Below are 25,012 nucleotides of genomic sequence, written 5' to 3'. Positions count from 1 at the left end.
CGAACCACCGCCAAGGAGGCAGCCGTGCCCGCAGCAGCACGCGTCACCGACCCCACCGGCCATCCCGGCATGGTCGCGGGACCCGGCGTGCCCACCGTGTTGATCGGTGGGCTGCCCGCCGCGGTGCAGGGCGACATGCACGCGTGCGCCTTCCCGCCGCCCGCCGCGCATCCGCCGTCGCCGTTCACCAAGGGCTCCGCGACGGTGCTCGTCGGGGGGCGCGGCGCGCTGCGCCAGGGCGACCCGGCGGGTTGCGGTGCGCCGGTGGTGGCGGGCGTCCCGACCGTGTTGATCGGAGGCTGACGGTGGCCGAACCGAATGCGCCGCTCGACCCCGACCCCGTGCGGCGCACCCCCGACGATGCCGCCGTGCTCGGTCGCGGCTGGGCCGCGCCGGCCCGGCTCGACCCGCTCGGCGAGGCGGCGCAGGCGGCCGGGCCGGAGAAGGTCCGGCAGTCCGTACTGCTGATCCTGGGCACGCGGCGCGGTGAGCGGGTGATGCGCCCGGACTTCGGTGCGGGACTGGAGGACATGTTGTTCGAGCCGGTCACCGCGGCCACCGCCGCGCTGGTGCGGCTGCGGGTGGAACAGGGCTTGATCGCGTGGGAGCCGCGGATCGACGTGCTGGCCGTGGACGTGTCGGTGGCCGATCGTGCGGCGGGTCGGCTCGACGTGCGCATCGACTACCGGATCCGGGCCACCAACACCTTCTACAACCTCGTCTACCCGTTCCACCTGCACGAGGGAGCGGCCACGTGAGCGCGCCGCGCAGTCGGGCCGAGGTGGTCGCCGCGCTGCTGGCCGCCCGTACCGGCTGGGTGCCCGACTGGCACCCCACCCCGGGCGGGGCGTCGCTGGGCGTGGCGCACGGACTCGGCGCGTTGCTGGCCGCGTTGGAGGAGCGGCTGGCCGCGCTGCCCGATCGGCAACTGGCCGCGCTCCTGGACATGGTGGGCGTGTCGCTGCTGCCCGCCCAGGGTGCGGTCGGCACGGTGCTGCTCCAGGCGCTGCCCGGGGTGAGCGGGGCCCGGGTGAGTGCCGGAACGCGGCTCGGCGCCACCGTGCCCGGGCAGGACGCGCCGTTGATCTTCGAGACCCGCGAGACGGTGGCGCCGGCGGGCGCGCCGCTGGTGGAGGTGTGGAGTCTGGACCCGGGCGCGGACGCCGCCGCCGACCACTCGGCCGACGTGCCGGCCCGTCGACCGGTCACGCTGTTCACCGGACTGCGGCCCGCGGTACGGGAGTTGTACCTCGCGCACGACACGCTCCTGGCGTTCGCCGGGCGGGCCGACGTGCGGGTCACCGTGGCCCTGCGCCGGCCGGCGTCGGCTCCGCTGCGGATCACCTGGACGTGGTGGGACGGCGCGGCCTGGCGGCCGTTCGCACCCTGGGGCGACGGCGACGACACCTCCCGGGACGGGACCGCGGGACTGACCCGCTCCGGCACCGTGCGGCTGGTCGCGCCCTGTGCGACGGCGGTGGCCACCACCGTCTCGGGCATCGAGTCGTACTGGCTGCGCGCCCGGCTGGATTCGGAATTCGGCGGACGACCGGACCTCGTGGTGCCCGAAGTGGCACACCTGCGGCTGGCGGTGGTCGGCACGCATGCCCGGCTGGCTCTGTTCGCGGGCCCGCCGACCGGCGCGGAGACGACCCTCACCCTGCACGCCGCGCACGGTACGACCGCGCCGGCCGCGGCCACCGTGCACGTCGTGGACACCACCGCCGGCGGCAAGGAGAACCAGGCCGCGAAGCCCGGCACCCCGATCGCGCTCGCGGCCGAACACCTGGGCCACACCGTACGGTTCGGCGTCACCGTGCCGCCCACCGCCGCCGACACCTTCACCGCGGGCACGGGCGCCCCGCAGCCGGGCGTGGACTACTTCCCGCTGGACGACCCCGACGACCTGACCGCGCCGTCGGCCCTGGACGCCCCCGCGCACCTGGACCTGACCCTGCGGACCGGCCTGGTGCCGGACAAGGCGGTCGCCGACGCCCAAGCGGTGGACCTCACCCGGGCGTTCACCCCGCTGGGCCCGGCACCGGTCCGCGGCAGTGCCTTCCACGTGGCCTGCGATGCCGCGTTCGCCAAGCCCGGTGCCCGGGTGACCGTGGTGGTCGGCCGGCCGCGCACCGCGGCGGAGGAGGCCGACCAGCGCACCGGCGAACTGACCGGGGGAGTGCAGAACGCCAAGGAGTTCCGGGACAAGACGGTCGCCGACATCCGCGCCGTGGCGACCAGGCTGGCCGCACTGACCGCGGTCAGCGGAGACCTGGGACGTGCGGTGGTCTCGCCGCTGTCCGGCGAGGACCCCACCACGTGGTACACCCAGGTCAAGGCGCACCTGCGGGACGCACTGACCTCGTTGCGCGGCGCCGCGCAGGCCGAACCGGGCCTGTTCACCGACGTCGGCTCCGCCCGCGACCACGTCAAGGCCGCGCAGACCGCCGCCGATCCGGCCGCCGACCTGGCCGCCGCGCTGGCCGCACTCGGCGGCGCCCCGCGCGCGAGCGCCGCACTGCTGCTGGCCACCGCCGACGTGGCCGGGCAACTCTCGGCCGACGCGGGCACGTTGACCGCGCCCCGGGCCGCGCTGGCCCAGGCTCTCGCGGGCGGCACCGACGCGCAGGTGGTCGCCGCGCACGGCGCGCTCGCCTCCGCACTGGGCACCGTCCTGGCCACGCCCACCCCCTACCTGGCGGACACTCCGCTGCCGTCCTTCCTCGACGCCGACCCGCAGGTGTTCGTCACCGACGTCACCGCGCGCATCGACGCGGCCAAGGCCGCGGTGGACACCCAGGTGGCGAAGGCCCGCGCGATCGCCGACGCGCTGGAGAACCTGGCCCCGGAGGACCTGCTCAAGGCCGTGGCCGGGGCGCAGACCCCGAACCAGCTCACCGCCCCGGAGGTGACCTGGGAGTACTTCGACGGCACCCGCTGGCGGGCGATCGGCGCGGCCGGCGCCCCCGCCGTCCTGGCCCTGCAACGCTCGGGAGCCCTGCACTTCACCGTGCCGGACGACTGGGCGCCGGCGTCGGTCACCGGCGACGAACGCCGCTGGTTGCGGGCCCGCCTGGAACGCGGCAGCTTCTCGTTCCTGCGCCAGGTGAGCTGGACCGACAAGTCCGGCGTGCTCAATTTCCTGCCCGTGGTGGAACCCCGGCCGCCGGTGTTGGACCGGTTCGAGGTGTTCTACCGCCACGTCGCCGGGCCGGAGGACCCGCGGCACACCCTCGCACTCGACGACCACGCGTGGGCCGACCTGACCGCCGCCCTCGCCTTCCCCGGAACCGGCGCGACCCCATTCCGGCCGATGGCCGAGACCGCCCCGACGCTGTACCTGGGTTTCGACGGCGAACTGCCCGCCGACCGCCTGGGCCTGTACGTCGAGCCCGCCGACGAGGACCCCGACGCGGTACCGGCGCGGCCCGTCTGGGAGGGCCACGACGGCACCGGCTGGGTCGCGCTGGCCACCGACGACGGCACCGAGGGCTTGACCCGCGCCGGCGTGATCGGCCTGATCTGGCCCGGGGCGGGCGGCCCGCCCGGGGCGCCGGTCACCGGCGCCGCCGACCGCACGGTCACCCTGCTCGGCCGCGGTGCCGCCGCGCGATTCGCGCCCGGCGACCGGCTGTTGCTCACCGACCTGCGCGGCGGCGAACCGGTGATCGTGGCCGCCGCCGACGGCGAGTGGCTCACCGTGCGCGACCGGCTCTCCCGCGCCTACGCCGGCGGTGAACTGCGCGACGCGCCACCCGCCCGGTTCGGCACACCGCGCACCTGGATCCGGGCCCGCTTCCCGGCCGAGGCCGACCCCCCGCACCCGACTCTGAACGCACTGGTGCCCAACGCGGCACGGGTGCAACAGGTGGAGACGATCACCGACGAACTGCTCGGCTCCGCCGACGGCAGCGCCGGCCAGGTCTTCCGGGCGCTGCGCACGCCGGTGCTGGAGGGCGCCGTGCTGGAGGTGCGCGAACTCGACGGCGACCGCGCGTCGGTCGACCTGCCGCTGCTGCGAAGGGAGTTGGCCGAGCGGGCGGACACGGCGCTGCGCACCGTGGCCGATCCGCGCACCGGCCGGGTCACCGAGGTGTGGGTGCGCTGGGACGAAGTGACCTCGCTGGGCCTGGCCGGCCCGGCCGACCGGGTCTACGTGTGCGACCACGCGAGCGGACGGGTGGTGTTCGGCGGGAACGGACACGGGCGGGTGCCCGCGGTGGGCCCGGACAACGTGCGGTTGCGGGTGTACCGCTCCGGCGGTGGCGCGGCCGGCAACGTGCCCGCCGGGGCGATCACCCAGGCGGTCGGCGCGGTGGCCGTGGGCGGGGTGAGCAACCCGCGCGGCGCGAGCGGCGGCACCGACGCCGAGCGCTTTCCGGACGTGCTGCGCCGCGGCCCCACGCTGCTGCGGCACCGCCGGCTGGCGCTGACCGAGGCCGACGTGGCCGCGCTGGCCCGGGAGACCGTCCCGGCGATCGCGGCGGCCCGCGCGCTGGGTGCGCGCGACCGGCACGGGCGGGTGCTGCCGGGCGTGGTCCGGTTGGTCGTGCTGCCGCGGGACGGCAGCGACCGGCCGCAGGCCGGCGGCGAACTGCTGCGCCGGGTGCGCGACGCGGTCCGTGCGCGGATGCCGGCGGCGGCCCGGCTGGTGGTCGAGGGCGCGCGCTACTTCCCGGTGGGGGTCGCCGCCACCGTGCGACCGACCCGGGCCGGCGACGCCGGGCGGGTGCGCGGCGCGGTACTCGCCGATCTGGGCCGCTTCCTGCATCCGCTCGACGGCGGCCCGTACGGGACCGGTTGGCCGTTCGGCCGCGGTGTGTACCTGTCCGATCTGGCCCGGCGGCTGGAGGCGGTGCCCGGGGTGGACGTGGTGACCGCGCTCGACCTGACCGTGGACGGGGTGCCGGCCGGCGACGCGGTGCCGGTGGCCGCGGACGCGGTGGTGTGCGCGGGCCCGCTCGTGGTGCGGCTCGCCGGCGCGGCGGAATCGGGGTCGTCCCGGTCGCCGGGATCACCCGGAAGGGAGTTGTGAACCATGCCCCTGTTCCCTCCGAGCCTGGACACCCGACGCTGGCCGGATCTGGTCGCCGAGGCGCGGGCGTTGTTGCCGCTGGAGAGCCCGCAGTGGACCGACCACAATCACTCCGATCCCGGCATCGCGGTGCTCGAGATGCTGGCGTGGCTCGTGGACACCGACGTCTACCGGGCCTCGCGGGTCACCGACCGGCACCGGCGCAAACTGCTCGCCCTGCTCGGCGTGCACCCGGCGCCGCCGAGCGCGGCGCGGGTGGTGCTCGCGGTCCGGCCCGGCCCGGGCGCGCCGCCCGAACTGCCCGCCCGGCTGGGCTTCGTCGCGCACGGAGCAGACGCCCCGATCGGCCTGGAGACGTCGGAGGCGGTGCCGTTGACCGGCGCGTCGGTGGTCGCGGCGGGCACCGACGACGGCACAGCCGAACGGTTCGGCCACACCCTGGGCTGGACCGACCACACCCCCACGCTGCTCGCCGGCACCGCGGTGGACGCGCTCGGCCCCGATCCGCGGGCGGGCGCCGCGCTGGTCCTGGGCCTGGATCGGGCGCTGCCCGCGGGCACCGTGCTCGCGCTGTACCTGGACGCCGACACCGACACCGCCGGCGGACCGGAGCCGGGCGAGGCCGCCGACACGGGGCCGCACCACGACGCACGCACCGTCTGGGAGGCCCGCGCGGGCGGTGCCTGGCAGCCGCTCGCCGACGTCGTGGACCGGACCGGGGCGTTGACCCGATCCGCCGCGGTGCGGCTGCGGATCGGGCCGGCGGCGCTGCCGGTCGAGCCGCTCGGCGCGGCCGGGACCCGGGCGTGGCTGCGCTGCCGGCTCGACCGGGGCCGGCACGACGCGCCGCCGCGGGTGCGCCGGGTGCTCGCCGACGCGGTCGAGGCGGTCCAGGCCACGGCGGCGGTCGGCGCCTACGAGGTCGCCTCGACGGCCGTGCCGACCGGTGCGGCGGCCCCGGTCGAGGGCGCCCGGATGGCGCTGGCGATCACCGTGGACGGCGCGCGCGTGGTGCGGACCCTGCGCACCGACGACCCGGCGGCGCCGGTGGTGCGCATCCTGCGCTGGATCGCACCCACCCCGGCCGCGCACGGACGGCTGGTGGCCGAACTCGTCGCGGCGGGCGTCGGCGACGGCGCCCCGGAGCAGACCTTCACCCTGCCCGGCGGCGCGATCGCGCCGGATGGGCCGACGCCCGGCCCGTATCGGGTGTGGCTGGCCGATCCGGCGGGCGGCGTCGAACCGGTCCGGCTGGTCCCGGACCTGGACGCCGCCGGTCGTACCGACCTGCATGCCGTGCTCGACGCCGCGACCGGCACGCTCACCTTCGGCGACGGCCGTGCCGGCCGGGTGCCCGAGTCGGGTCGCACCGTGCTCGCCGCCTACCGCACCACCTCCGGAGCCCGCGGCGCGGCCCTGGCCCCGCCTGCACCCGTGCGGGTCGCGCCCGACGCGCGCACCCGCGTGCTGTCGGCCGGGCCACCCGCCCCCGGCGCGCTCACCGTCACCCTGGTCGGCCGGGCGACGGGTGGCACCGACGCCGAGGACACGGCCGCCGCCGCGGCCCGGGCCGAACGCGGGTTGTGGGCGCACGAACGCCTCGTGGACGCCCTCGCCGCGGCCGACGCACACTCCCTCGACGAACTGCCCCGCGCGGCGGTGCTCCGGCTCGCCGCGCCCGAACGCGCGGTGACCCTGGCCGGTGTCGAGCGCTGCGCCCTGGCCACCCCGGGCACCCGGATCGCCCGGGTCCGCGCGTTCGCCGACACCGACCCGCGCCTGCCGGGCCTGGTCGCCGCGGGCTGCGTGAGCGTGGTCGTGGTGCCGTCGCTCCCGCGGGGCCGACCCGAGCCCACCGCGGGCCTGCTGCGCGCGGTGCGCCGGCACCTGGCCGGGCTGCGTACGACCGGCACCCGGCTGTTCGTCACCGGGCCGCGCTACGTCGTGGTCGCGGCCGAGGTGACCGTGGCGCTGCTCCCGGGCGCCGACCCGGGCGGGACGGCCGCGGCGGTACGGGCCGCGCTGGACACGTTCCTGCATGCGATCACCGGCGGACCACGCGGCACCGGGTGGCCGTTCGGCCGTGACGTGCACCGCAGCGAGGTGCTGCGCGTGGTGGACGAGGCCGCGGGCGTGGACCACGTCACCGCGCTCGCGCTGCGGGCAGACGGCGGCCCGCCGGGCTGCGGCGGTCTGTGCGTGCCGCCGACGGCACTGGTGGTGCCGGGCGAGCACGTCGTACGCGCGGTTCGGGCGGGGGCTGGGCGGTGAGCGTCGCGGGGAGGGCATGTCGTGCGCGCGGTTCGGGCGGGGGCTGCGCGGTGAGCGTCGCGGGGAGGGCATGTCGTGCGTGCGGCTCGGCGGGGGGCTGCGCGGTGGGCGTGATCGCGGCCGCGCGGTCGGGACCGGGTGGTTCGGAAGCCGGTGTCCGAGCGGAGGCACCCCGATGACCGCGATCCCCGACCGGGTGGTGGAGGAGACCGGCGTGCGGTTGGCCGCGGCCGATCTGCGCGACCTCACCGCGAACGAGGCCGGGCAGTCGGCCCGGCACACCCGCGCCGCGCATCGCACGTGGGGCGTGGCGGTGGGCCTTGCGGTGTGGGCGCTCGGCGGCGGGCGCCTCCTGGTCGAACCGGGGGTGGCCCTCACCCGCGACGGCGACCTGATCGTGCTCGGCGGCGACGACGTGCTCGCGGTGCCGGACGCCGCCACCGGGTCACTGTCGGTGGTGCTGCGCCGCGAGTGCGGCGGGCCGCGTGGCCGACCGCGCCTGCTGGTGGCCGGCGACCTCGCCGGGCCGGGTGATGTGCCGCTCGCGGTCTACCGGACCGACGTGCGCGGGCTGGACGTCGGCGACGGGGCCCGGCGCAGCGCGCGCCGACCCGGCCCGACCGTGCTGCTCGCGGGTCGGCTGGCCCGGGGCGCCGTCGCGGCGGAGGGTTCGCGTGTGCGGTGGTCGGCGCGAGTCGACTTCGTGCGTGCGTTCGCCGACGTGCCGCAGGTCTTCGTGGGCGCCGAGGGGCCGCCGCCGGCCGGGACCGCCGGCACCACCGTGCAGGTCGCGGAGGTCGACCCGGCCGGGTTCCGGATCACCGTGCGGCACCCGCTGCCCGAGTCCGGCGACGTCGACGAACAACCGAAGGTGTCGGCCGTGCCGATGGCGCTCGCCTGGACGGCAGTGCTGGGCGCGCGATCCGTGCCGGCGCTGTCCGGGCCGGCCGACCCACCGTGCCCGGTGCCGTGCACACGACCGGTGATCCACGTGCCGCGCGACCTGCAGGCCGCGGCCTCATCCGAAGGCCGAGACGCGCCCGCACCCGGTCCCGTTGCCACGGCCGCCGATTCGCCCGGTGTCGGGCCGGGTCGGCACGAGAGAGGAGAGCCCGGATGAGCGGCCCGACTGCGAGCGGGACGGTGGCCGGAGGCCGTGCCGGGCCCGACGCCCTTGGTGTGGCCGGTGGCGCGGTCGGTGTTCGGCCGGGTCGGCGAGTGAGAGGAGAGCCCGGATGAGCGGCCCGACCACGAGTGGGGCGGCGTTGCCGCCGACGTATCGACCGAGCTTCTTCGGCGGTCAGGTGCTTTCCGCCGCCGACCTGAACGACACGGTCACGGTGGAGCGTTCGCGGCGCTGGCTGCACAACCGGGTCCTGCACGGGTGGGGCGTGGCGCTCGGCCTGGAGGTCACCGGTGCCCGCGGCGCCAAGCGCGTCGCGATCGGTGCGGGCTACGCGCTGGACGCGCTCGGGCGCGACCTGATCCTGCCGGACGGCGCCGAGTTGCACGTGCCGGCGGTGGCCGCCGGGCCGGACGGCGGCGACGTGCCGTTCTGCCTGACGCTGCGCTGGACCGAGGACGACGAGGCGGACGTGCGCACCCGGGCCGGGGCCTGTGGGGTGGTCGGGGCGGTGCGGTTCGCCGACGGGCCGACGGTCGGCTGGCGTACCCCGGCCGAACTGCGCGAAGGGCTGGACGTGTTGCTCGCGACGGTGGCCGTGCGCGGCTGCGCGCTGACCGCGCCGCCGGACCCGGCCGGGCGCCGGATCCTGGCGGTGCTCCCGACGCCGTACGTGGCGTGCGGTGCGACGAGTGCGTTCGGCACCGTGTGGTCGGCCGTCCAGGACCCGGCCTCGGGCGTGGTGATCGGGCTGCGCACCGTGGTGGACACCGGCGCGGCGGGCTTCGGGGACACGCCCGCCTACACGGTCCGGCTCGACGGCGACCGGGAGTTGAGCGGGTCCGCCGCACCCGGGGGCCAGGCGTGTGTGCTCGACGGGACGCCCTACGTGGACGGCGCGGAACCGGGACGGCTGACCGTGGTGGTGCCGCTGCCCGCCGGGCGGATCGGCGGCGCCGCCGGCGCCACGACGTTGCCGCTGAATCCGGCGCAGGTGCTCGCGGACCCGGAGACGCCGAACCTGGTGCGTGCCGAACTGGGTTGGCACATCGCGTGGATGGGGGTGGAGGGGTCGTGAGCGGCGCGACCGGCTACCGCTGGGTCAATGCGCTGGGGCGCTGGCCCGGAGCCCGCTTCGAGGGGGTGCGCACGGACGGCGAGCGGGTGGTGCTGAGTCCGGGCACGGCGGTCCTCGAACCGCTCGCCGTCGCCGACCTCGATCCCGCCGGCGGGCCGCTGGGACTGGTCGTCCCGGGCGACGGCACGGTCCTGGTCGCCGATCCGGGGCACGGCCGGGTGCTGCGGGTGGACGGCTGCGACCACACGGTGTGCGTCCTGGGCTGCCTGGACGTGGCGACCGGCGACCCCGCGGCGCTGCGCAGGCCGCGTGGGCTGTGGCTGCTCGACGGTGGCCGGCTGCTGGTGGTCGGGGACGAGCCCGGGGACGGGCGCCCGGTCCGGGCGGGGCGAGCGCGGGGCATGGTCGTGTGTGCCGACACCGGCGAGTACCTCACCCCGTGGACCGATCCGCCGCCCGCCGAGGACCCGGTGCTGCGCGCGGCCCGCGAGCGGATCGGCGGGTTGGCGGCCATCCGGGGGCCCGATGGTGTGCTCGTGGTCGGCGGCGTCCGGCAGCGGCCGGGACCGGGGCTCGTCCTGGTCCCGGACGACGGCTCACCGGCCCGGGTGCTGGCCGTCGGCGACCTCGCCGGGATCGCCATCGACCGGTGCGGGCGCGTGTTCGTGGCGGGCCCGGGCGGGATCGCCCGCCAGGGTGCCCGGCGCACCGGTACCCGCGGCATCGTCGTGCTGCCCGCGCCGATCGAGCCGCCCGGCATCGAACACTGGGATCGGGTCCGGGTGTTGCTCGCGGAACCCGCGCCGCCCGGCACCCACGTACGGCTGTGGACGATGCGCGCTTCGACCGGTGGCCCGCCCGAGTCGCCCGATCCGGCGAGCGCCGACGCGGACGACGCGCCCGTGCCGACCGCCCCGGGCCGCTGGCGGGCCGGCCCGCTCGACGGCCTCGACGTGCGCGTGCTGAGCGCTCCGGCCGCGCCCGGGGCCCGGTTGTGGATCGCGGTCGAACTGCTCGGCGACGGGAGCGGTACACCACGCGTGGACGATGTGCGCGTCGAACACGTGGGTCGGGGTCTGCTGGACGCGCTGCCCGCCGCGTACACCGGCGACGACGACGGTTCGGGCACGCTGGGCCGGCTGCTCGGCCTGCTGGCCGGCGCACACGAGGCGTCGGTGCGCGCGTTGGAGGAACTGCCCGCCTCGCTCGACCCGGGCTCGGCCCCGGACCGCCCGGACGACCCGTGGCTGGAGCGGCTCGCCGGCTGGGTGGACGTCGCGCCGTCCCGCTCCGCCGATCCGGCCACGCGCCGCGCGGACGTCGCCGGGGCGTACGCGGCGCACGGCCGCCGCGGCACACCCGCCGGGCTGATCGCGGCGGTCGCCCGGGAGACCGGCGTCCGCGTGCGGCTGTCCGAACCGCTGCTCGAGGCCGGGATCTGGCGGTTGGGCAGCGGCGGACTCGGCCGGGACACCGCGGTGCACGTCGCGGATCCGGGGCCGCCGGTCCTGGACGCCACCGCCGTGCTCGACGGCGCCCACCTGGTTTCGGCGCAGGAGCGCGGACTGCCGCTGTACGCGGCGTTCGCCCACCGGGTGTGCGTGCACGTCCCGCCGGAGCACGCCGACGCGCTGCCCGAGATCGCCCATGTGGTCGAACGGGAGCGCCCGGCCCACGTGTTCGCCCGGGTGCGGGTCGAACGGCCCGGCGCCATCCCGGGGTTGGTCGGCGTCGACACCCGGGTCGCCGGCCCGCCGCCGGCCCGGGCCGCGGGCGCCGGCACCGCGCTCGGCACCGGGATCCGGTTGCCCGGACCGGCCGCGGCGCACGTCGGCGGTCCGCTCGGGGCACGCCTCGACACGACGCTTCCCACACCAGGCGGTCGCGGGTCGACCACCGGACCATCTCCGAGGGGTTGAGCACAAGTGAGTCAGCACCGTCAGGACCACGCGGCGGACACGGGATGCGGCTGCGACGGGGGCGCGGACGCGGCGCCCGCGCCGCCGGTACGCAACCGCTTCCACCCGGGCAAGCTGATGGACGTCCGGCACTGGAAGCTCGAACAGGACTACCACCGACGGACCGCCGCCACGTCGGCCCGGCTGGGCCTGGGCCCCGGCGTGTTGTGCGGGCTGGACGCGGAGTTGCACGACGACGGCGCGTTGACCGTCTTCCCCGGCGTCGCGGTGGACGGGCACGGCCGGCTGGTCGTGGTGGATCGCCCGGTGCGCATCGACGAGCCGTACCAACCCACCGACTGCGCCGGCGCACCGCACGGCGAACCGGTCCGGGACGGCATCGTCGCGGTGCGGCTGTGCCGGCACGAATGCGGGACCGAGTTCGTCCGGATGCCGGTGGTGCACTGCGAGGTGCGCGAGGAGTGCGTGCCCTCGCTCACCCTGGAGCGCTTCCTGATCCGGATCACCGCGGGGGAGCCGGATCCGGTCGGGCTGACCGAGGAGCAGTGCGCGGCGATCTTCCCCGCCCGGCACGGCGCGGACTTCGATCGGCGCGAGTCGGTCGCCGACACGGTCGAGCACGAATGCGGGTGCGAGGACGACTGTCTGGTCCTGGCGACGGTGACCTACGAGCCGGAACGGGCGCCGGACCTGGACGCGGTGACCGCGCGGCCGGTCGTGTACTCCAACCGGGTGTTGTTCGACCTGCTGATGTGCCTGGCCGAGCGGGTGGACCGGTGCTGCGCCGGGCCCACCCTCCCGCCCCGGATCACCGCGCTGTGGCCGCAGGTCGGCGCCGCCGCGACGGCCGCCACGTGGCGGGCGTTCGTGGCCGACAAGCGGCTGGAGATCGCCTTCGACCGGCCGCTCGCCGACGCGGCGTTCGACGCGCCGAATCCGTGGCTGGGCCTGTGGCAGCTCGACCACACCGGCGTGCGGCGGCTGCGGTTGACCCGTACCGGCGGCGCCCTCACCCGGGTCACCGTGCCGCCCGGTGGCGAGGGGGTGGCGTACGCGGTCGAGTTGGAGGGGAACGGGCTGCTCACCTCGACCGTGTTCGTGGTCGGCGCCCGGGTGCCCGTCGCCGGGCCACCGAAGGCGCAGGACCCGGACGGCCTGGCCCTGGACCCGGACCTGGTGGGCACCGCGCTCACCGCGGCCGACCGCGACGCGCTGTGGGCGCTGGTCCCCGGCAACGCCAAGGACACCGGCCTGGCCGCCCTGGTGGACCGGGCCCCGCTCCCGGCGGTGCCGCCGTTCCCGTCCGGAAACGGCACGCAGGGCGGCGAGTTGCACGTGTTCACGCCACCGCCCCCGCCGACCGCGAAGGCCGCGGTCGCGCCGCGACTGGTGCGGGTGTGGCCGCACGGCGGATCGCGCCTGGGCGCCGACGGGCCGCTGCGCCGGGACCGGGCCCGTTTCGTGCGCACCCCACACGTCGAACTCACCGTGGACCGGGCGCTCGCCGACGCCGCGACGGCCGAACCGGACGGCTGGGTCCGGTTGTTCCAGGCGGTGCGCGAGGGGGACCGGCTCGCCGGGTTCCGCCGGCTGGATCTGGGGTCCGGTACGGCGAAGCGGTCCGAGGAGCATCCGGAGTCGGTGACGTACGTGTTCGAGGCGGCGGGGACGCGGCTCCCGGTCGCGGGCGAACCGGCCGCCGCGTTCCTGCTCCAGGTGCGCTCGTCGGCCGCGGTCGCGGTGCCCGCGGTGGGCGCCGACGAGCCGGCCCTGCCGCTGGACGCGGACTTCCCGGGGACGGGGTTGGACAACCAGACGCTGTTCTCGATCTGGTCGGGGCAGCAGAGCCTGCCGCCGGCGCCGCCGATCACCGCGCTCGGCGCCCGGTCGAGCGTCGATGTCGAACTGTTCGACGGCGACCCCGGCGGGTTCGTGCACCTCGCGTTCGAGGTGGCGCCCGAGTGAGCGCCGACCCGGGCGCGCGGCGCCGGCGTGCGGGATCGCCCGGAGGGTGTCGGCCGGCGGAACCGGGCGCGGGGCGCCATCGAGACGACGCATATCGAGGAGCTGAGGGACGTTGAGCGTGCACGAGCAAACGATCCGGCCCATCGCGGTCGCCGGGCAGGGCGGCTGCGGCTGCGGCTGTGGAGGGGGAGGGGGAGGCGGGACCTCGTCCTGCGGATGCGGTGACTGCCTGGCCGGGAACGCGGCGGGACGGCTGCGCCCGCGCTGGTTCGGCGGCCAACTCGTCGGCCCGGAGGATCTCGCCCAGACCGGTGTCTGGCTGCTGGAGCGCATGCGCCGGCACAACCGGTTGTTGCACGGGTGGGGTGTGGTGTGCGGGGTGGGCGTGCGTACCGTGCGCTACGGCGACGGGGGTCGGTTGCCCTGGCTGCTGGACGTCTCGCCCGGCTACGTGCTGGGCCCGTACGGGGACGAGATCGTGGTCGACCACCGGATCAGGGTGGACGTGCGCGACGCGCTGCCGGGCGGCACCGACGGTTGCCCGCCGCCGACCGACCCGTGGTGCGCGCCGGTGCGCGGGCGCCGCGAACCCGGGCGTACGTATTACCTCGCGGTGCGCTACGACGAATGCCTCACCGTGCCCGTGGCGGCGGCCGGCTGCGGCTGCGAGGACACCGCGTGCGAGTACAGCCGGGTGCGCGAGGGCTTCACGCTCGGTGTGCTGGACACCCTGCCCGACGTGTACGTGGAGGGGGAGGACGACCCCCGTCAGGAGACCACCGGTTGTTCGTCCCGGATCTCGGAGACCGGAACCCGCCCGTGCCCGCCGTGCCCCACCCAACCCTGGGTCGTGCTGGCCGACTTCACCGCCGCCGCCGACGGTACGTTGAGCGTCGACCAACTGCGCAACCGCCGCTTCACCGCCTCGTTCGGCGGATTCGGGTTCTACTGCGGGCAGCCCACCGACTCGCGGGGAGCCGCCGGCTGGACCGACGTCACCCGGCAGGCCATCGCGCACGCCTTCGCCTCGACCCACACCCGGGAGATCCTGGCCGCCGGCGGGCCGGAGGAGGTCCGGGCCATGCCCGCGCGGCACCTCCTCGGCGTCTCCCGCACGGCGCGACTGGCCGACCTGCTCGGCGATCGTACGGTGGCCGACCTCGCCCGGACCGATCCCGACGACCTGGCCGAGGCGGCCCGCGCCGCCGAGGTCGCGCCCGACCCGGTCCGCGAGGCCGTCGACCGGGCCGACCTGGTGCTGCGACTGACCGCCGGCTGACCGACGTCGGCACGGTCCCCGGCCGGGCCGGGAATCCCACCGCGCGGCGCCCGCCGCCCGTCGCGGATCGTCCCGGACGGCCGCCGGGACGGGACGGCTCGGCGTCGATCCGACACGGCGTTACCCTGAAAGACAGCCGGTGTCGACGTCGTGACGATCGCGACGGGTCGGCCGCGGACGGGCGCGTCCCGAGCCGGCCCGGATGCCGGCGGACCTTCTCGGCGGACCGGACGCAGCCGCGCCGGTCGCGCCCGGCGGCACGCGTCGGTACGGGCCGTTCGTCGCGGGCCCACCGCGCGGGAAGGGATACCCATGGCGACCGCGTACGTGTACGAGTTCGGCGAAGGTTCCCGGGATCAGGCCGAACTGCTCGGCGGCAAGGGTGCGAACCTCGCCGAGATGACCCGGTTGGGACTGCCCGTGCCGCCGGGATTCACGATCGGCACGGACGCGTGCCGGGCCTTCCTGCGCACGGGCGCGCCGCCGAGCGGACTGCCCGAGGAGATCGCCGAACACCTCGCCCGCCTGGAACGCTCGATCGGGCGGCGGCTGGGCGGGGCCGACGACCCGCTGCTGGTCTCGGTGCGCTCCGGCGCCCGGTTCTCCATGCCCGGCATGATGGACACGATCCTCGACGTCGGCCTCAACGACGCCTCGGTGCTCGGCCTGGCCGCGGCCGGCGGCCGGGAGCGCTTCGCGTGGGATTCCTATCGCCGACTGGTGCAGATGTACGGGGCCACCGTGCTGGGTGTGCCCGCGGCGCGCTTCGAGGAGGTGCTCACCCGGTATCGGCTGCGCGCGGGAGTGGCCGACGATCTCGGGCTGGGCGCGGGCGAGTTGACGGAGATCGTCCGAGAGTTCCGGGGCATCGTGCGCGAGGAGTCGGGCGAGGAGTTTCCGCAGGACCCGCGCGAACAACTCGCCGGCGCCGTCCTGGCGGTCTTTCGCTCGTGGAACGGCGAGCGGGCCCGGGTCTATCGCCGGCGCGAGCACATCCCGGACGACCTGGGCACGGCGGTGACCGTGCAGGCGATGGTGTTCGGCAACGCGGGACCGGACTCGGGGACCGGCGTCGCCTTCACCCGCGACCCCGGCACGGGGCGGGCCGGCGTGTACGGCGACTACCTGCCCGACGCGCAGGGCGAGGACGTGGTCTCCGGGGTCCGGGACGCGCTGCCGCTCCAGGACCTCGAAGGGCTGGATCCGGCCTCGTACGCGCGTCTGACCGAGGTGCTGCGGCTGCTCGAAGGGCACTATCGCGACCTGTGCGACGTCGAGTTCACCATCGAGCGCGGCCGGTTGTGGATCCTGCAGACCCGGGTCGGCAAACGGACCGCCGAGGCCGCCTTCCGGATCGCCTGCGCGCTCGTGGACGAGGGCACGATCACCTGGCCGCAGGCGCTGTCCCGGGTGGACGGCCGGCAACTGGACCAGCTGACGTTCCCACGCTTCGACGCGGACGCGGACGCCGCACCGCTGGCGCACGGGGTTCCCGCCTCGCCCGGTGCCGCGGTCGGCGCGGCGGTGTTCGACATGGCCGAGGCCACCCGGCGGGCCGCGAGCGGCGAACGGGTCGTGCTGGTGCGCCCGGAGACCAGCCCGGACGACCTGCCCGGGATGATCGCCGCCGAGGCCGTGGTGACCGGCCGGGGCGGCAAGACCAGCCACGCGGCGGTGGTGGCCCGGGGCATGGGCAAGGTCTGCGTGTGCGGCGCGGCCGACCTGGACATCGACGTCGAGGGCGGACGCTGCACCGGCGCCGACGGGAGAGTGCTCGAACAGGGCGACACGATCTCGGTGGACGGTACGGCCGGCACCGTGTACGCGGGCGCGCTGCCGCTGGTGCCCTCGGCGGTGACCCGCTACCTGGAGACCGGCGTGCGTTCCGCCGGCGTGGTCGAGGCGGTCGCCCGCTTCCTGGAACAGGCGGACGCGGTACGGCGATTGCAGGTCCTGGCGAATGCCGACACGGCCCCGGACGCGGCCCGGGCCCGGCGCTTCGGCGCTCGCGGGATCGGGCTGTGTCGCACCGAGCACATGTTCCTGGGATCGCGTCGTCCGCTCGTCGAGGACCTGATCCTGGCCCGCACCGACGCGGACCGCCGGCTCGCCCTGGACGCCCTGTTGCCGCTCCAGCGTGCGGACTTCACCGAACTGCTCGCGGCGATGGACGGCCTGCCGGTGACCATTCGGCTGCTCGACCCGCCGCTGCACGAATTCCTGCCCGACCACACCGAGTCCGCGGTCCGCTTGGCCAAGGCCCGGGCCCGGGGCGAGGATCCCGACCCGCATGCGGTGCGGGTGCACGAGGCGATCGAACGCCTGCACGAGCAGAATCCGATGCTGGGACTGCGCGGGGTGCGGTTGGCACTGACGATTCCCGGGCTGGTGGCCACCCAGGTGCGGGCCGTCGGCGAGGCGGTGGTCGCGCGGGTGCGCGCCGGCGGGGACCCGAGGGCGGAGATCATGATCCCGCTCGTGGCCACCGTCGAGGAACTGCGCATCGTGCGCGCGGAGGTCGAACGGGTCCTGGCCGAGGTCGGGCGGGCGGCCGGGTTCCCGGTGCACTGCCCGGTGGGCACCATGATCGAACTGCCCAGGGCCGCGCTGACCGCCGCGACCATCGCACCGGTCGCGGACTTCTTCTCGTTCGGCACCAACGACCTGACCCAGACCACGTGGGGCCTGTCCCGCGACGACGCCGAGGCGTCCTTCCTGGCCGGCTACCTGGAGCGGGGCATCCTCGACGTCTCGCCGTTCGAGACCATCGACCGCGCCGGCGTCGGGCGGTTGGTGGATCTGGCCACGCGGGAGGGCCGGCGGGCGAAGCCGGGGTTGCGGATCGGGGTGTGCGGGGAACACGCGGGCGATCCGGAGTCGATCCATTTCTTCCACGAGGTCGGTGTGGACTACCTGTCCTGTTCGCCGTTCCGACTGCCGGCCGCCCGTCTGGAAGCCGGCCGCGCCGCCGTCGCGGCCGCGGCGGAGGCGGACTCTCGCTGAGCGTACGGTCGTTCGCGCGACTGCGGTATGCGGTGCGCACTCGATGCGGTGGTGCGGTGACCGTGGCGGTTTCGGCCAGGGGGATGTGGCCGAGAGCGGGTGGGTGAACCGCGTGATTCGGGCCGCGAGGTGTCCGCAGGGTGACGCCGCCGGGGGCTCGGCGGGGCCTCGGCGGGGCGATTCCATGGGCTTTACTGTACGTAGTGGAACAATTACATTCCGGGTTGTGATGGGTATCGGCGGCCGGTGACGCGGCCGAAACGGCGTGCCTCGCCACTGTCCGTAAATGGGGTTTCACGCACCGCTGTCGATGCGGCAGCGTGGTCTGCGTCGGAGCCCCCGTCGATCAAGCGGCGTGGATCCGACGCAGACCCGTCGACCCGTCGAGGTCGACCGGTTCTTCCATCGAGAGTGAGGCATTCGCATGATGCGTAAATTGGCCACCATCGCCGCCGGCGCCGCGGCGGGTACGCTCCTGGGCGCGCTCGCCCCGGCCCCGGCGGCCCGTGCCGACGTCGGCGATGCCGCGGCCTGCCCCGCGGCCAGTTTGTGTGTCTACACCGGCGACAACCTGACCGGGACGCGGACGGTCGTTCCCGCGCGGGTGATCGAGGATCGCGGCGACGCCGGCTACACCGTCACCGGACCGGTGCTCTCGGTCGCCAATCGCACCGGGTTTCCCGTGCTGCACGGCGTGAGCCATCCCGTCCTCTGTATCCGGTTCCCGTGTTACCAGTACACGGTGCTGGGTCGGATCGATACCGGGCAGGACCTCACCGATGTCGACTGGGCCGGACAGCCCCTCGTCGTCGGTCGGGACTACGGCCGGTAGAGCGCGAATCGCCCGGCGCACCGCCGCATGCGACCCGCCCGGCCGGAGCGCACGTCGCTCCGGCCGGGCGGGTCGGGGGCGGGATTTCGGCTCGGGGCCGGGATCCGGATCCCGTGACGGTTCGCGGCCGCGATGCCGGGGCGGGGCCCGTCCGGGGCCGAAGTCCCGGCGCCGGCGCCGGACTTGCGGTGTCGATGCGGGGGCGGCGTACCGGGGTTCAGGCTCGCGGAGCCGGGCGGACGAGTTTGAGCATGATCTCGCCGTAGGCCTCGTCGGTGCGGCGGCTGTGCTCGGTGAAACCGACCCGGGCGTAGAAGTCGCGCGCCCGGGTGTTCTTCTCGTAGACCTCCAGCGTGAGCCTGCCGTGCAACGTCGCCGCGTGCTCGACGAGCAGTCGGCCGACGCCGGTGCCCTGTGCCTCCGGCGCCACGAACAGGCCGCCGATCTCACGGCAGTTCACGCCGTCGACCTCGCCGAGGATGAGACCGAGGAGCGCGACCACCCGGCCGTCGACCTCGGCGACCCAGTTGTCGGCGTGCACGAGGTAGATCTCGCGCATCTTCCGCTCGCGCTCGCCCTCCCCCTCGCCCGGGATGAAGGGATGTGCGATGCGGCCCGCCCGGGACCAGACGTCGACCGCGGCATCCTCGTCGGCGGGGAGGTAGGGACGGACCTTCGGGGCTTCGGACATGCGTGCGACGCTATCCCACTCCCGGACGTCCATCGGCACGCCGTCGCCGGCCGGGGGCGCCCCGCGCCGGTCCGGGACCCGCCCGGGTGTTCGCCGTGGCCGACGCCTGCGCGCGTGGGTCGGCGGCGTGGGCGCGAGCGTACGGCGGGCGAACGCGGGGGCCGGGCGGCCGGGTCAGGTCAAGTGCTTTCGCAGCACGGCGAGTTGCGTTCGGCGGGCCTCGATGTGCAGGGCTCGGCCGCGATCGGTGGCGGTGACGAACACGCCGCGGCGGTCGGTGTCGCACATCGCGCGTTCCACCAGGCCGCACTTCTCCAGGCGGGCGACCGCGCGCGAGGAGGCGCTCTGGCTCAGGTGCAGGTCTCCGACCAAGTCGTGGATGCGGGCCTTGCAGCCGTCGGCGGCGATCAGCCGATCCAGGACCTCGTAGTCGCTCATGGTCAGGCAGTGGTCCGCCTGGAGGGCACGATCGAGTTCGTGGGCGACCCGGCTGTACTGCGACAACAGGTTGCGCCAGCTCTCGATCAGCGGCTCCTCGGTCTTCATCGCGTCACGGTAACGCCACCCGGCATAACATGCAAGCAAATTTATTGCACCCACATTTAATGCGTAGACATTCAATGCGTGCGCATATAAGTTCTTCCCCATGGCCCCAACAGTCGAGACCTACGCGGGACCGTCCTCCCGCGAGAACTCCGCCCCCACGTCCGCCGCATCCGACCCGACGGCGTCCGCCCCGCACTGGACCCCCAGACTCTGGGGCGTCCTGGCCGTGTTGTGCCTCGTGCTCTTCCTGGACGGCCTCGACGTGTCCATGGTGGGTGTCGCGCTGCCCTCGATCGGTCACGAACTGGGCATGTCCGCGACCTCGTTGCAGTGGATCGTCAACGGGTACGTGCTCGGATACGGCGGTCTGATGATGCTCGGCGGTCGCACCGCCGACCTGCTCGGTCGCCGCCGGGTGTTCCTGATCGCCCTCGCGGTGTTCGCCGCCGCCTCGCTGCTGGGCGGCCTGGTGGACAGCGGCGGCCTGCTCATCGCCAGCCGTTTCATCAAGGGTCTGGCCGCGGCCTTCACCGCGCCGACCGCACTGTCCATCCTGACCACGACGTTCCCGGAGGGCCCGGCCCGCAACCGAGCGCTCTCGGTCTTCTCCGTCTTCGGCGCCAGCGGCTACTCCTCCGGCCTGATCCTGGGCGGACTGCTCACCGAGTTCGGCTGGCGCTGGACCTTCCTGACCCCCGTACCGCTGGCCATCCTGGCCCTGGTCGCCGGCTACGTACTGATCCCGCGCGACCGCCCCGCCGACTCCGGCGGCCACGACCTGGTCGGCGCCGCCACCCTCAGCAGCGGCATGCTGCTCGCCGTCTACACCGTCGTCTCCGCGCCCGAGCGCGGCTGGGCCGCACCCATCACGCTCGGCTCGATCGTGCTGGCCGCGGCGCTGCTCACCGCTTTCGTGTTCGTCGAGAAGCGACTCGCCCACCCGCTGGTGCGCTTCGGCATCCTGCGGATCGGCACGGTCGTGCGGGCCAACCTGAGCATCGTCGCGCTGATGGGCTCGTACATGAGCTTCCAGTTCATGATGACGCTCTACCTCCAGGACGGTCTGGGCTGGTCCGCGCTGCGGATGGCACTCGCGCTGCTGCCCGCGGGCCTCGTGGTGGCCTTCGGATCGCCGTTCACCGGACGCCTGATCAACCGCTACGGCACCGCGCCGCTGCTGATCGCGTCGATGGCCTCGATGAGCCTGGGCTACGCCTGGTTCCTCGCCACCGCCGGCAGCACACCGAACTACGCCTTCACCGTGCTGCCCACCATGCTGCTCCTCGGCGGCGGCTTCGCATTCGGCTTCAGTTCGATCATGTCCCAGGCCACCGAGGGCATCGAGGACTCCGAACAGGGTCTCGCCTCCGGCCTGGTGCAGACCTCCGGCCAGGTCGGCGCGGCACTCGTCCTCGCCGTGGTCACCGCCGTCACCACCGGCGCCAGTGCCGGGGACACCGACTTCGGCGCCTACCGGCCCGGTGCCAACCTGGTCACCGGCGTGGCGATCGTCGGTCTTTTGCTCAACATCGTCCCGCTGCTCGGTTCCGGGCGCCGCCGGGCGAAGACGGCCGACTCGACCCGCCTCTCGTAGCCCGCATCCGGCTGCGCCACGCCGCACGGGCGGCGGGCCGCGAAACGTACGGGCGAGGCCCGGCACCCGGCCGGGTGCGATGTCGACAGCCCCCACGCGATCCGCGCGTGGGGGCTGTCGCCGGATACGGCGCCGGCGGCCTCCGGGGGGCGCCGGTCAGGTGTGGGCCGGGTGGAGGGGGTCGCTGCCGAGGAGTTCCAGGCCCAGCGGGGTCAGCGTGTGCAGGACGGCGCCGCCGCGGCGGGTGGTGGTGATCAGGCGGGCGTTGCGCAGGATGGTCGCGTGTTGGCTCGCGGACGCCGCCGACATGTCCAGCCGACGGGCCAACTCGGTGGTGCTGCACCCGTCGTTGATCACCGTCAGCGCGGCGGCGCGGGTCTGTCCCAGGAGTGCGCCGAGTGCCCGGCCGTCGGCCGCGCCGGGCTCCCACAACGCGGCGCCGTCGCGCGGTTCGCGCACGGTGGGGACGGCGAGCAGGTACGGCGCGTTCTCGTCCTCGGTGTCGTGGAGCAACATCAGCTTCCGCCACAGGAACACGGTCGGCGCGATGACCAGCCCTCGGCCACCGAGCCGGATGTCCTCGTCCTTCTTGCCATAGTCCACCTCCAGGACCGGCGGCTTCCAGCGCACGAGCGGCACGCACAACTCGGCCAGCAGGCGGTCGACGCCGCCGTCGAGCAGGGTGCGCGCGTACCCGTTTCGCACCGACTCCAGGTGGGACCGCACCCGGGATTGGAACGGCGCGAGCGTCACGTCGTGAAAGGCGCGCAGGGCGTCGGCGAACTCGCGGCGCGGCTCCCGGCCGCCGTCCAGGAAGTCGCGCACCCAGGTGGCGTGGCCGGGTGCGAAGGTCAGGTTCGCCATTTCCTTGCGCAGCCGCCGCGTGGGCACCGCGAGCAGGTTCTCGATGCCCTCGTCGAGCGAGAAGGAGTCCCCCACCAGCGTGCGCAGATCCAGGCCGGGGCCGCGCACCGGCATCAGCGCGGTGAGCGGGCCGGTCGCCGTGTCCGTGCGGTCGGCCACCGCGGTGCGCCAGGCCCGGAAGGGCAGCGGTCGACGCGGCCCGAGTAACAACTCCAGGCCGTGATACGTCTCGGCCACCGCTCCGACCGTCGTGGCGAGTCGGGTCCGGGCCAGATCGTCCGCGGTGAAGTGGATGCGCAGCACCGGTGTACCCCCATGGTCGTGTCCGTTGCGCCCGGAATGCCCTGTGGCGAGTGGCCTCCCGGTCGGCGCGGCGTCGGGAGGACCACGACAGTGTGCGTCCTCCCACGCCCTCGGACCAGCAGGTTTCGGCTCAGGCTGAAAGGCGTTTTCAGACATCGTCCGGTCCGCCAGGCTTGCGGTGTCGGGGGTGACCCCGCGTGGTTCGCCCGCCGAGGGCACGCGTCGGGAGGAGAGCTCCGTAGGCGACGTCATCCGGCCCAGGTCGGTGCCGCCGCGGCCACGGATCCGACACGGGGCGGAGGCCGGGGCCGGGCACGACGGCGTCGTCGGAATCTCGACCCGACCAGGCGGGGATCGAACGGGGATCGGTCCCCGCCCGGCATCGGCCGAAGGTGGGCGGTGCGGGTCGGTCAGCGGCCCACGGGCACGGTACTCGATTGCGGGTCGCCGGCGGCGGATTGCCGCCGGGTGACCGCGCGGCGGGCAAGCACCCGCGAGCGCTCGCCCGGACCGGGGGCGTGAAGTGCGCCCCGTGCGGGCGTTGGTCAGGAGCCCAGGTAGCGCAGGATCGCCAGGACCCGGCGGCTGTATCCGGAACCGGCCGGGTGGGCCAAGTCGAGACGTTCGAAGATCGCGTTGACGTGCTTTTCCACCGCGCTCTGCGACACGTGCAGGGCCCGGGCGATGGCGGCGTTCGTGCGGCCCTCGGCCATGTGTGCCAATACCTCGCGTTCGCGCGGGGTGAGCCGGTCCAGCGGGTCGACGTGGCTGGTCCGGGCCAGGAGTTGGCGCACCACCTCGGGATCGAACGCGGCGCCGCCGGCGGCGACCCGGGCCAGCGCGTCCAGGAAGTCGTCCACGTGCGCGACCCGATCCTTGAGCAGGTAGCCCACGGCCGCGCCGTCGTGGGTCAACAGCTCGACGGCGTAGCGCTTCTCGATGTACTGGGAGAGCACCAGCACGCCCACTCCCGGTTGTCGGCGGCGGACCTCCAGGGCCGCCCGCAGCCCCTCGTCGGTGTGCGTGGGCGGCATGCGCACATCGGCCACCACGACGTCGGGGACGTGCTCGGCGACCGCCTCGACCATGGAGTCGCCGTCGCCGACGCTCGCGACCACGTCGTGTCCCTCGTCGGCGAGCAGGCGGGCCAACCCCTCCCGCAGCAGGGCCGAATCGTCGGCCAGGACTATGCGCACGGCACCTCCGCGGTGATCGTGGTGGGGCCTCCGGGCGGACTGTCCACCCGCAGGGTTCCGTCCAGAGCGGCGACTCGGCGGGCCAGCCCGGAGAGGCCGCCGCCGGCGGCATCCGCGCCGCCGACGCCGTCGTCGACGATGCGTACCCGAACCGGGTCACCCGCGGCGCCGAGGACGCACACCGTGACGGCGTCGGCGCGCGCGTGCTTGACCGTGTTGGTGACCGCCTCCGCGACCACGAAGTACACGGCGGTGGCCACGATCGGCGCCGGCTCCACGGCCACGTCGTAGGTCAACGCGACCCGTACCGGCGCCCGTTCGGCGATCGTCTCCAACACCGCGCGCAGCCCGCCGTCGTCCAATCCGGTCGGATGGATCCGCCACGCCACGTCCCGCAGGTCGGTCAGCGCCTGTTGGGTCTGCTCGTGCGCCTGCCGCAACAACTCGTCGGTGCGCGCGGGGTCGCCGCCGCGCCGGGCCCGGCCGAGCAACATGCCCAGGGCGACCAGGCGCTGCTGCACCCCGTCGTGCAGATCGCGTTCGATGCGCCGACGTTCCTCGTGCACGGCCTCGACCACGCCCGCCCGACTCGCGGCCAACTCGTCGACCCGACGGCGCAGTACCTCGCTCCGGTCAGGTTCGAGCAGGCGCCGGGCCAGGGCGCGATCGGTGTCCGCGAGTCCGACCAGGCCGTACAGGGCCAGGGCGAACAGGGCCAGTCCGCAGGGGATCAGGATCAGTACGTCGGCCGTGGTGGTGTTCGGACTGCCCGTGAGCCACGCCCCCACCATCACCGCGGCGAACCCGGCCCCACCGCCGATGAGGCCGAGCAGGGCACCACCGAGCAGCCCGATCGGCACGCGCGCCGCGAGATAACGGATCAGGCGCCGCGGATCGTTCGGGGTGGAGTGGATCGGGCCCGGCTCGGTGGGGGCCGGACCGGCCGGGTCGGGGTGGGCCGCGCCGGGACCGGGCGGATCGTGGCGGGTCGCGGTGCGGGAGGTCGGCTCCGCCAGGCGCCTGCGTTCCAGGTCGGTCAGTGCCCGTGCGCCGCGCGTGATCGGGCGCGACACGCGCCGGCGCGGCCGGGACCGGAGAGCGCCCGCGTACACCAGGCCCGCCCCGAGTAGAAAGAGCGTCGTCGGCACGGCGGTCACGGCACCCACGAAGAGCACCCGAACCGCGTCCGCGACGGCCTTTGCGCCGGCCCGCACCGGGGCCGTGAGTCCACGCGTGCGTGCCATGGCCGGCCTGCGACCCGAATCCTCCGACACCCTTCCTCGCTTCGCTCGCCCACGTCGTCTCGGTGCTTC

The 25,012-nt window shown here is 75.2% G+C and carries 17 protein-coding genes; 12 read left to right on the top strand and 5 right to left on the bottom strand.

Features of this window, described 5'->3' with window-relative positions; all coding sequences use genetic code 11:
• The first annotated feature begins 24 nt into the window (after positions 1-24).
• The 11 genes from ACIBM5_RS30190 to ACIBM5_RS30140 all read left to right on the top strand — a co-directional run bounded on the left by ACIBM5_RS30190 (position 25) and on the right by ACIBM5_RS30140 (position 18,505).
• Positions 25-303 (top strand): PAAR domain-containing protein, encoded by a 279-nt coding sequence (locus ACIBM5_RS30190; RefSeq protein ID WP_391584448.1) that lies wholly within the window; start codon positions 25-27, stop codon positions 301-303.
• 2 nt (positions 304-305) lie between these two features.
• Positions 306-758, top strand: coding sequence for a GPW/gp25 family protein (locus ACIBM5_RS30185; protein WP_396009698.1), 453 nt, complete (start codon positions 306-308; stop codon positions 756-758).
• The gene (locus ACIBM5_RS30180; RefSeq protein WP_396009697.1) at positions 755-5,035 is read left to right on the top strand and encodes a hypothetical protein; all 4,281 of its coding nucleotides are present in this window, start codon (positions 755-757) and stop codon (positions 5,033-5,035) included. Before ACIBM5_RS30185 ends, ACIBM5_RS30180 begins: the two co-directional genes overlap by 4 nt.
• A 3-nt stretch (positions 5,036-5,038) precedes the next feature.
• Positions 5,039-7,306: a hypothetical protein gene (locus ACIBM5_RS30175; RefSeq protein ID WP_396009696.1), complete on the top strand. Its 2,268-nt coding sequence runs from the start codon at positions 5,039-5,041 to the stop codon at positions 7,304-7,306.
• 175 nt (positions 7,307-7,481) lie between these two features.
• Entirely contained in the window at positions 7,482-8,426 is a 945-nt protein-coding gene (locus tag ACIBM5_RS30170; protein ID WP_396009695.1) for a hypothetical protein, read from the top strand.
• Positions 8,427-8,541: 115 nt separating this feature from the next.
• Entirely contained in the window at positions 8,542-9,507 is a 966-nt protein-coding gene (locus tag ACIBM5_RS30165; RefSeq protein ID WP_396009694.1) for a hypothetical protein, read from the top strand.
• Positions 9,504-11,426, top strand: a complete 1,923-nt coding sequence (locus tag ACIBM5_RS30160; protein WP_396009693.1) for a phage tail protein — start codon at positions 9,504-9,506, stop codon at positions 11,424-11,426. Before ACIBM5_RS30165 ends, ACIBM5_RS30160 begins: the two co-directional genes overlap by 4 nt.
• Before the next feature lie 6 nt (positions 11,427-11,432).
• On the top strand, positions 11,433-13,391 hold the full coding sequence (locus tag ACIBM5_RS30155; RefSeq protein ID WP_396009692.1) for a hypothetical protein: 1,959 nt from the start codon (positions 11,433-11,435) through the stop codon (positions 13,389-13,391).
• Between the two features lie 118 nt (positions 13,392-13,509).
• Positions 13,510-14,670 carry a hypothetical protein gene (locus tag ACIBM5_RS30150; RefSeq protein ID WP_396009691.1) on the top strand — a complete coding sequence of 387 codons (1,161 nt, stop codon included), beginning with the start codon at positions 13,510-13,512 and terminating at the stop codon, positions 14,668-14,670.
• A gap of 312 nt (positions 14,671-14,982) precedes the next feature.
• Positions 14,983-17,673: a pyruvate, phosphate dikinase gene (gene ppdK / locus ACIBM5_RS30145; protein WP_396009690.1), complete on the top strand. Its 2,691-nt coding sequence runs from the start codon at positions 14,983-14,985 to the stop codon at positions 17,671-17,673.
• A 424-nt stretch (positions 17,674-18,097) separates the two neighbouring features.
• Entirely contained in the window at positions 18,098-18,505 is a 408-nt protein-coding gene (locus tag ACIBM5_RS30140; RefSeq protein WP_396009688.1) for a peptidase inhibitor family I36 protein, read from the top strand.
• Between the two features lie 217 nt (positions 18,506-18,722).
• Here the strand turns inward: ACIBM5_RS30140 and ACIBM5_RS30135 are convergent, their stop codons facing one another.
• Positions 18,723-19,196: a GNAT family N-acetyltransferase gene (locus ACIBM5_RS30135; RefSeq protein WP_396009686.1), complete on the bottom strand. Its 474-nt coding sequence runs from the start codon at positions 19,194-19,196 to the stop codon at positions 18,723-18,725.
• 174 nt (positions 19,197-19,370) lie between these two features.
• A complete protein-coding gene (locus tag ACIBM5_RS30130; RefSeq protein WP_391584460.1) occupies positions 19,371-19,742 on the bottom strand; it encodes a MarR family winged helix-turn-helix transcriptional regulator in 372 nt (123 codons plus the stop codon).
• 100 nt (positions 19,743-19,842) lie between these two features.
• On the opposite strand from ACIBM5_RS30130, the gene ACIBM5_RS30125 reads away from it, so the two are divergent.
• Positions 19,843-21,336, top strand: a complete 1,494-nt coding sequence (locus tag ACIBM5_RS30125) for an MFS transporter (protein WP_396009685.1) — start codon at positions 19,843-19,845, stop codon at positions 21,334-21,336.
• A 156-nt stretch (positions 21,337-21,492) separates the two neighbouring features.
• Here the strand turns inward: ACIBM5_RS30125 and ACIBM5_RS30120 are convergent, their stop codons facing one another.
• The 3 genes from ACIBM5_RS30120 to ACIBM5_RS30110 all read right to left on the bottom strand — a co-directional run bounded on the left by ACIBM5_RS30120 (position 21,493) and on the right by ACIBM5_RS30110 (position 24,943).
• The gene (locus ACIBM5_RS30120) at positions 21,493-22,503 is read right to left on the bottom strand and encodes an ArsR/SmtB family transcription factor (RefSeq protein ID WP_396009684.1); all 1,011 of its coding nucleotides are present in this window, start codon (positions 22,501-22,503) and stop codon (positions 21,493-21,495) included.
• Positions 22,504-23,048: 545 nt separating this feature from the next.
• Positions 23,049-23,699 (bottom strand): response regulator, encoded by a 651-nt coding sequence (locus ACIBM5_RS30115; RefSeq protein ID WP_396009683.1) that lies wholly within the window; start codon positions 23,697-23,699, stop codon positions 23,049-23,051.
• Positions 23,690-24,943, bottom strand: a complete 1,254-nt coding sequence (locus ACIBM5_RS30110) for a sensor histidine kinase (protein WP_396009681.1) — start codon at positions 24,941-24,943, stop codon at positions 23,690-23,692. The genes ACIBM5_RS30115 and ACIBM5_RS30110 overlap by 10 nt, the downstream gene beginning before the upstream one ends.
• Positions 24,944-25,012: the final 69 nt, after the last annotated feature.

Origin of the sequence: Embleya sp. NPDC050493, from assembly GCF_044458105.1 — a bacterium.
In the GTDB taxonomy this organism is placed as follows: Bacteria; Actinomycetota; Actinomycetes; order Streptomycetales; family Streptomycetaceae; genus Embleya.
This window is presented reverse-complemented; position numbering and strand designations above follow the sequence as displayed.